The following is a 7624-nucleotide window of genomic DNA, read 5'->3' as shown; positions in this document are numbered from 1 at the left end:
GAACTAATTGTCTAGGCCCTGCCACTCACGTGAACTGTCCCACAAACCAAAGATATTTAGCACCCGTGCTACGGAATGATCAACTATATCCATAATTGTCTGGGGATTATGGTAAAACGACGGTACTGGCGGCGCAATTATTGCTCCGATTTCTGCAAGGGTTGTCATTGTACGTAGGTGCCCAAGATGTAAAGGAGTTTCCCTAAGCATTAGTACAAGCTTCCTCCGCTCTTTCAAGGTAACATCCGCAGCTCTGGTAAGAAGGCTAGACGCTATACCAGAGGCGATTTCCGACATTGTTCTCATAGAACAAGGAGCTACTATCATACCTTCAGTTGAAAACGATCCACTCGCTATTGAAGCCCCAATATCATCATAACTGTGGCACTTATAACAGTACTGTTCAAGCTGACTAAGCGTTATAATGTTTTCACACTCGTGCTTCAAAGTTATTTTTGCGGCGTCACTTATAACTAAATGCACTTCAGCGCTTGATTTCTTTAAGTGCTGAAGTATCCGCACTCCATAAATTGCGCCCGAAGCGCCACTGATTCCAACTACAATTCGCACTGCTTATCCCATAACAGACTAAAACGGGCCACTATACGTGTAACTACCACTTGTTCATTATACAGTTTTTGTGAGGCAGAGATATCTCTTTATTTGCTTTCGATGTAGAGTCTTAAACACTGTGTATACACAATATTTACTGAGTATGTCTGTGTTTACATTCGTCATATGTGAGCTCTGCTATCAGCGAGGTTTTGTTAGTTTGGTTTTATAATTTTCTTAATTTATAAACAATAGGTCAATTTCTTGGGCTGTTGCTACAATCAGCTGTATGATCTGTACAATTTATTTGCGTGAAAGCTAATGCTCTTCGAATATGATGCTTTATTACTACAGATGTGTCTCAGTTAAGTAACTTCAACTTTAAGTTGTGATTTATTTACAGCTCCTACAGAGGAGTAGAACTACGTTTATGTCGTAAGAAGTATGTCATGAGTTTTGGTCTTTAATTCGCATTTTTTGTACTGTGCCTTATTTTAGGTGGATTGAAGTTTTACATTTTCGAGATTTTTTGTATCATTGAGGATTATTTTTCTTGGTGATATTTCAGCATGAGTAGTTACAACGCTAGCTCGATAACTGTCTTAAGAGGTCTTGATGCAGTTAAGAAACGTCCAGGTATGTACATCGGGGATACTGACGACGGTTCAGGATTACATCACATGGCATATGAAGTTATAGATAACGCCATCGATGAGGCGCTAGCTGGGTTTTGTAACAAGATAGATGTAGTTATACGTACTGATGGGTCCATAACCATTACAGATAATGGAAGGGGTATCCCAACGGATATGCACTCAGAGGAAGGCATATCAGCCGCTGAGGTTATAATGACACAGTTGCATGCTGGAGGGAAGTTTGATCACAACAGCTACAAGGTGTCAGGTGGGTTACACGGGGTAGGTGTTTCTGTGGTTAACGCACTTTCGAGCTGGTTAGAGTTGGTTATCTATCGAGAGGGCAAGGAGTATTTCATTAGGTTTGAAGACGGCAGTGCGGTAGCTCCGCTAAAGATTGTTGGCGACTGTGGGCAGAAAAAAGGTACCAGCATTAGTTTCAAGCCATCTCCGGATGTTTTTGCGTTTACTGACTTTAATTATACGACGCTTGAGACGAGAATTAGGGAGTTGTCATACCTGAATTCCAACATTCAGATAAGTTTGAAAGACCTGCGCGAATCTCCAGCTTTGGAATCTAATTTCGGCTCTGTTTCTGGAGATGGCACTAAGGGCGTTGCAGCATTTGTTGGGTACTTGGATCGAAACAAGACTCCTGTAACTCAAGTAATAACTCTGCAAGGGATAATGGGCGGGCACGATATTTCTGTAGAGATATCGATGTGTTGGAATGACTCTTACTATGAGAATATGCTGTGCTTTACAAACAACATACGCCAACGCGATGGGGGTACGCATTTGGCTGGCTTTCGCTCAGCGCTGACAAGATGTGTCAATAACTATGCGACAAATGAAGGGTGCTTGAAGAAGGCAAAGGTGACCATTACCGGTGAGGATGTTAGGGAAGGTTTGACATGTGTGTTGTCTGTTAAGATGCCTGATCCGAGGTTTTCATCGCAGACGAAGGACAAGCTTGTGAGTTCCGAAGCTAGGATAGCCGTTGAGAGTATAGTGTTTGAAAATCTCTCTTCGATATTTGAGACCAACCCAAAGTTAGCTATGAGTGTAGTGGAGAGGGTTATAAGGTCTGCAAAGGGCCGAGAAGCGGCAAGAAGGGCAAGGGAGGTAATAAAGAGTAGGGGGGCGCTAGATTTCACATCATTACCTGGGAAGCTTGCTGATTGCCAGGAGAAATCTCCAGAGCTTTCTGAGCTCTTCATAGTAGAGGGAAATTCTGCAGGAGGTTCGGCTAAGCAGGGTAGAGATAGGCGTTGTCAGGCAGTATTATCGTTACGTGGTAAGATCCTAAATGTTGAAAAGGTGGGATTGGACAGGACATTGTCATCGAGTGAGATAGCGTCATTGATAACCGCAATTGGTAGCAATATTGGAATAGATAGCTTTGATATCTCCAAAGTACGGTACCACAAGATCATCATAATGACGGATGCGGATGTTGATGGGTCGCATATTAGGACTCTTCTCCTAACGTTCTTCTTTAGGTATATGAGGGAACTTATTGATGCTGGCTATCTATACATTGCGCAGCCTCCTTTATACAAACTTACTAGGCACAAGAAAGATACTTATATAAAGAATGATGAGGCGCTCAGCGATTATATCGTTGGCAATGCAACAAAGAGCCTGGTGCTTAGTTGTGGAAGTGATTATTCGGGTGCAGAGTTGCAATCTGTTCTACGTAAGTGTGTTCGTATCGCAAATATAACAAAGTCCTACTCTAGAGTTATTCCGCAGGAAGTGCTGGAATCTCTCATAGTTCGCTATAAGCGATGTGGTAATGGGGCTCCGGTGGAAATAATGGAGCATCTTAATAGCATGTTTCCAGAATATGAGTGGAATGTGGAATTGCTTGATGATGGTAAGCTGCAGCTTCTCAGGTTATCTCAAGGTATGGTGGATAGGTACTTTTTGGACGCAGATTTTATGAGCTCACGTGATGCTCAAGCTGTCCTTGCGACGCTTGACGGAATGGAGGATATTTTTAGGGAAGATGCAGTATTGGCTGCAAAAGACTACAAGGTGAGGATACCTGCCCCATGTGCTCTTGCGGGCAGTGTTGTTGAGTTTGGTCGTAAAGATATGGCTCTGCAGCGGTTTAAAGGTCTTGGTGAGATGAATGCTGATCAGCTATGGGATACTACTCTAAATCCTGCCACTAGGACTCTGCTGAAGGTGAAGATCTCAGATGCTGAGGCTGCCGACGCTATTTTTTCAATTCTAATGGGAGATTTTGTTGAGCCTAGGAGAGATTTTATTAATGATAACGCGCTAAAAGTGCAGAACATAGACTCTTAAACAACTTTTGCAGAGTTTTTGTGCTATACTCCTCTTGAATGGTTAGTAGTTTTTGCATCCGTGTTGTATAATTTTTCGTGCAAAGTTGTCAGGATGTCTGTTCTCGCGGAGTAATTGTAAGTATGTTGTCTCAGGTATTATTAATTTCTTTCATTTATTTCCTTATTGTAGGATGTGCCACAAGCTAAGGGTGGGTTACGCAGTTTAGACTGTAAATGCGTCATTTTATGATCTGCCTTGTTAGGGCGCTGTGCAGTGAATTGGTGGTGTCGTGCTGGCTGTGCTTTGGTTAGTGTCGGCTCATTACGTGGGGTCTGTTTTGCGCGTTGGTTTTGGTTTGTATTGACGGTGTGGGTCTATCTGGTAGAATGATCCTTATTTTTGTAGGTTTGTGGTATGGCAAAAGGTGGTAAAGTCGCTAAGACCGCGAGTAAGAATAATCCGTTACAAAGGAAGAAAGGCAGTGCGGCAAAAATGTACAATGGCAAGGCAATCAAGCCAGTGCGCTACATAGACAGAGATAGAGGTCAGGTGTTCATGGCTGCGCAGTTTGATGACGAAAGCCTGGTGAGAGGAGCTAATGGCCTTCCGCTAGAGTGGTCAAGCATATAGAGGTATCTTGTGGTTGAGGTTACTGTCAACTCTATAAGTATAGATGTAGACTGTGGGATGACAGTGCTTCAGGCATGTGAAAGTGCCGGTGTGGAGATTCCAAGATTCTGCTATCACGATAGGCTGTCTATAGCCGGTAACTGCAGAATGTGCCTTGTGGAGATTGTCGGACAACCAAAACTGGCTGCGTCGTGCGCTATGCCGGTCGCAAAGGATATGGTCATCAATACGGACACCGAGCGCGTAAGGAAGGCGCGCAAGGGTGTTCTTGAGTTACTGCTTGTTAATCATCCTTTGGACTGTCCTATATGTGACCAGGGTGGGGAGTGTGATCTTCAAGACCAAGTGGTTGCGTATGGGTGCGGCATTGGAAGATACGATGAAGGTAAGAGGGCTGTATCTAAGAAGGTATTTGGCCCTTTGATAGATAATTCAATGAACAGATGCATCCACTGCACGCGGTGTGTCCGGTTTTTATCAGATGTTGCTGGAACGTACGAGTTTGGAACTTTCGGCAGAGGCGAGAAGATGGAAATCGACACATGTGTGAAGGAAGGCGTTCGTTCGGAATTATCGGGTAATATAATTGACTTATGTCCTGTAGGTGCTTTGACATCTAAGCCGTATGCATTCAAAGCTAGGCCTTGGGAGCTGTTCCACTGTGACACGATAGATGTGATGGATGCTGTAGGAAGTAGCATAAGGGTTGACTGTGTTGGCCTCAATGTTATGAGGGTATTGCCCCGGCTAAATGAGGATGTAAACGAAGAGTGGATATCTGATAAGACACGTTTTGCTTACGACGGTTTGTATTTGCAGAGGCTAGAAAAGCCCTGTGTCAGGATAGATGGTAGGCTGGTAGAAGTAAGTTGGGATGAGGTTTTGTCTGCTGCGGCTAGTAAGATGCGCTCTGCTTGTAATGGCAGAATAGCTGCGATTGCTGGTGACATGGCAGATTGCGAGTCTATGTTCTTACTAAAGAGGCTTATTGCCAATCTTGGTAGCACGAAAATAGACTGCAGACAGGCTGGTGAGAAGTTGAGTGCCGATTGTCGGGGGATGTACATCTTCAACACATCTATAGCTGGAATAGAGTCGGCAGATTTTTGTCTAATAATCAACTCAGATCTTAGATACGATGCTCCCATAATAAATGCGAGGCTACGCAAGCGTTATCTTGATAGTGGTATGCGTATAGCCGTTATAGGTCATGCCTTTGACTACAACTACAAGACCGAAAATTTTGGTAAGAATATAGATTTGCTAGAGAAAGTGTGCAACGGTGAGCATGAGTTGAGTTCATTGCTCTCGTCTGCAGAGCGGGCGATGATAATAGTGGGCCATGATGCTCTAGTACATGCTGAGGGCTATGCGGTTCTAACAAAGGCGGCGGAGATTGCAGAAAAGTTTGGTGTTGTCCGTAACGATGGGTGGAATGGGTTTAACGTTCTACATAGAGCTGCTGCACGCGTTGGTGGATTAGATGTAGGATTTATCCCTGAAGATCCAATGAGGACAGGTGTTAGCGAAATACTGGATGCAGCTGCTGGAGGGGATATTAATGTGCTCTACTTGCTGGGCGCTGACGAAGTAGATGTTGTTTCTGCTAAGGAAAGAAATCCTGAGTTATTTGTTATTTATCAAGGTCACCATGCTGATAGGGGTGCTCATGTGGCTGACTTAGTGTTGCCAGGCGTAGCTTATACCGAAAAGAGAGCAACTTATGTGAATACAGAAGGTAGGGTTCAGAGAACGGAGATAGCTGTACCATCTCCTGGTGACTCAAAAGAGGACTGGGTCATAGTAAGTATGCTCGCACAGGCTCTTGGGTTCCCATTTTCGTATGTAACCGTATTTGATTTATGGGAGGAGTTGGGAAATGTTGTTGGGCCGCAATTTCGGGACGAAAATATAGGTTGTCTTGTTCCTGCAAAGTGGACTGTTCCATCTTGTGATATTACTTTCAGTGGGCTTAGTGGTTGTTTTACCTCACATGAGAGGAATTTTTATATGACAGACCCTATTAGTAGGGCTTCACATACAATGGCTAAGTGTACGAAATTTTTTGTAAGCAAAGCATGCTGATATGAGTATTATACACGATTTGTTGTCCTGGGTATATTCATCAGGGCTATTGCTTGTCGGCATGTTATCGCTGATGGTGGGCGTATTAGTATGCGTTGCATATTTGGTGTACATGGAACGCAAGGTTATAGCGTTTATGCAAATGCGACATGGTCCAAGTGTTGTTGGGCCATTAGGGCTACTGCAACCGTTTTCTGATGCTCTCAAGCTCTTAACTAAGGAATGTATTATTCCTTTTAAGTCCAGAGGTATCGCATTTTTTATTGCCCCTGTAATAACGTTTGCGCTTGCGCTTGCGGGATGGGCAGTTATTCCATTAGGTGCGAGTGAAGTTACTCACGACGGTGTCGTGGAAGTCATTCCTCATGTTGTGGCAAATTTAAATTTGGGATTGCTATACATCTTGGCAATTTCATCTCTTGAGGTTTATGGCGTCATAATTGCTGGGTGGGCAAGTGGTTCCAATTATGCGTTCTTAGGCGCTATTAGATCAGTGTCTCAAATGATCTCATACGAGATGTCCATGGGGCTTGTTATGTTGACGGTATCATTGGCTACTGGCTCGCTTAAAATTGGCGAAATAGTAACGGCTAGGCATGCAATGCCGTATTGGATGGATATTCTCATTCTGCCTATGGCGCTTGTATTTTTTATTTCTATTTTGGCAGAGACAAACCGTCACCCATTTGACCTCCCGGAGGCCGAATCTGAATTGGTTTCAGGATATAACGTGGAGTATTCTTCCATGTCGTTTGCGATGTTCTTTTTGGGAGAGTACGCAAACATGATTTTGGTTAGCGCCATGATGGTAATCCTGTTTCTTGGTGGGTGGTATCCTCCAATTGATATCGGTGTTTTGTACAAGATTCCGGGTTTCATATGGTTTTTCCTAAAGGTCTTCTTCTTGCTATTCTGTTTTATATGGGTGCGGGCTACCATACCGCGTTATAGATATGATCAACTTATGAGATTGGGATGGAAGGTCTTGTTGCCGTTTTCATTTGTATGGGTAATGCTAGTATCTGGCATCCTTCTATACTTTGATGCTTTGCCTGGTATGAGTAACTAGTGCGATTTCAGTCTTTTAGACCCATAGAATTCGTATTGTTTCCAAAGAAATCTATTCGTTTGATACCTTTTGTAGTATAGAGGTTTTGATTCTGTAGTCGTATTAAGTCAACGCAGAGTATGCGTAGCTCTAGCAGAAAAATAAGTTGTACAGTACATGCGGCTACAGCAGACTTGGTTTCTGTATTCACCTATGAAAGGACTTAACGCGACTGAAGGTACTGAAGCCAAATTTGTCGAATTTCTTCCTTAGGGTTACAGTATTCTCTACTAATAGTAAGGAAGAGTATCAAGGCATTACGCAACAGTATCATAATCAGGGTCTGTAGCTCATCGGTTAGAGCGCGCGCCTGATA

5 protein-coding genes are annotated in these 7624 nt (G+C 43.4%); 4 read left to right on the top strand and 1 reads right to left on the bottom strand.

Annotated elements, in window-relative coordinates; translation table 11 throughout:
- Nucleotides 1-3: 3 nt before the first annotated feature.
- Entirely contained in the window at nucleotides 4-570 is a 567-nt protein-coding gene (locus R4I06_RS03960) for a UbiX family flavin prenyltransferase (protein WP_334414266.1), read from the bottom strand.
- A gap of 551 nt (nucleotides 571-1121) precedes the next feature.
- On the opposite strand from R4I06_RS03960, the gene gyrB reads away from it, so the two are divergent.
- From gyrB to nuoH, 4 genes are all read left to right on the top strand, one after another.
- A complete protein-coding gene (gyrB, locus tag R4I06_RS03955) occupies nucleotides 1122-3503 on the top strand; it encodes a DNA topoisomerase (ATP-hydrolyzing) subunit B (RefSeq protein ID WP_334414264.1) in 2382 nt (793 codons plus the stop codon).
- A gap of 396 nt (nucleotides 3504-3899) precedes the next feature.
- Nucleotides 3900-4115: a hypothetical protein gene (locus R4I06_RS03950; protein ID WP_334414263.1), complete on the top strand. Its 216-nt coding sequence runs from the start codon at nucleotides 3900-3902 to the stop codon at nucleotides 4113-4115.
- 9 nt (nucleotides 4116-4124) lie between these two features.
- Nucleotides 4125-6200, top strand: a complete 2076-nt coding sequence (nuoG, locus tag R4I06_RS03945; protein WP_334414262.1) for an NADH-quinone oxidoreductase subunit NuoG — start codon at nucleotides 4125-4127, stop codon at nucleotides 6198-6200.
- A gap of 1 nt (nucleotide 6201) precedes the next feature.
- The gene (nuoH, locus tag R4I06_RS03940; protein WP_334414260.1) at nucleotides 6202-7269 is read left to right on the top strand and encodes an NADH-quinone oxidoreductase subunit NuoH; all 1068 of its coding nucleotides are present in this window, start codon (nucleotides 6202-6204) and stop codon (nucleotides 7267-7269) included.
- Nucleotides 7270-7624: the final 355 nt, after the last annotated feature.

Origin of the sequence: Anaplasma bovis, from assembly GCF_036903315.1 — a bacterium.
Lineage (GTDB): Bacteria > Pseudomonadota > Alphaproteobacteria > Rickettsiales > Anaplasmataceae > Anaplasma > Anaplasma bovis.
This window is presented reverse-complemented; position numbering and strand designations above follow the sequence as displayed.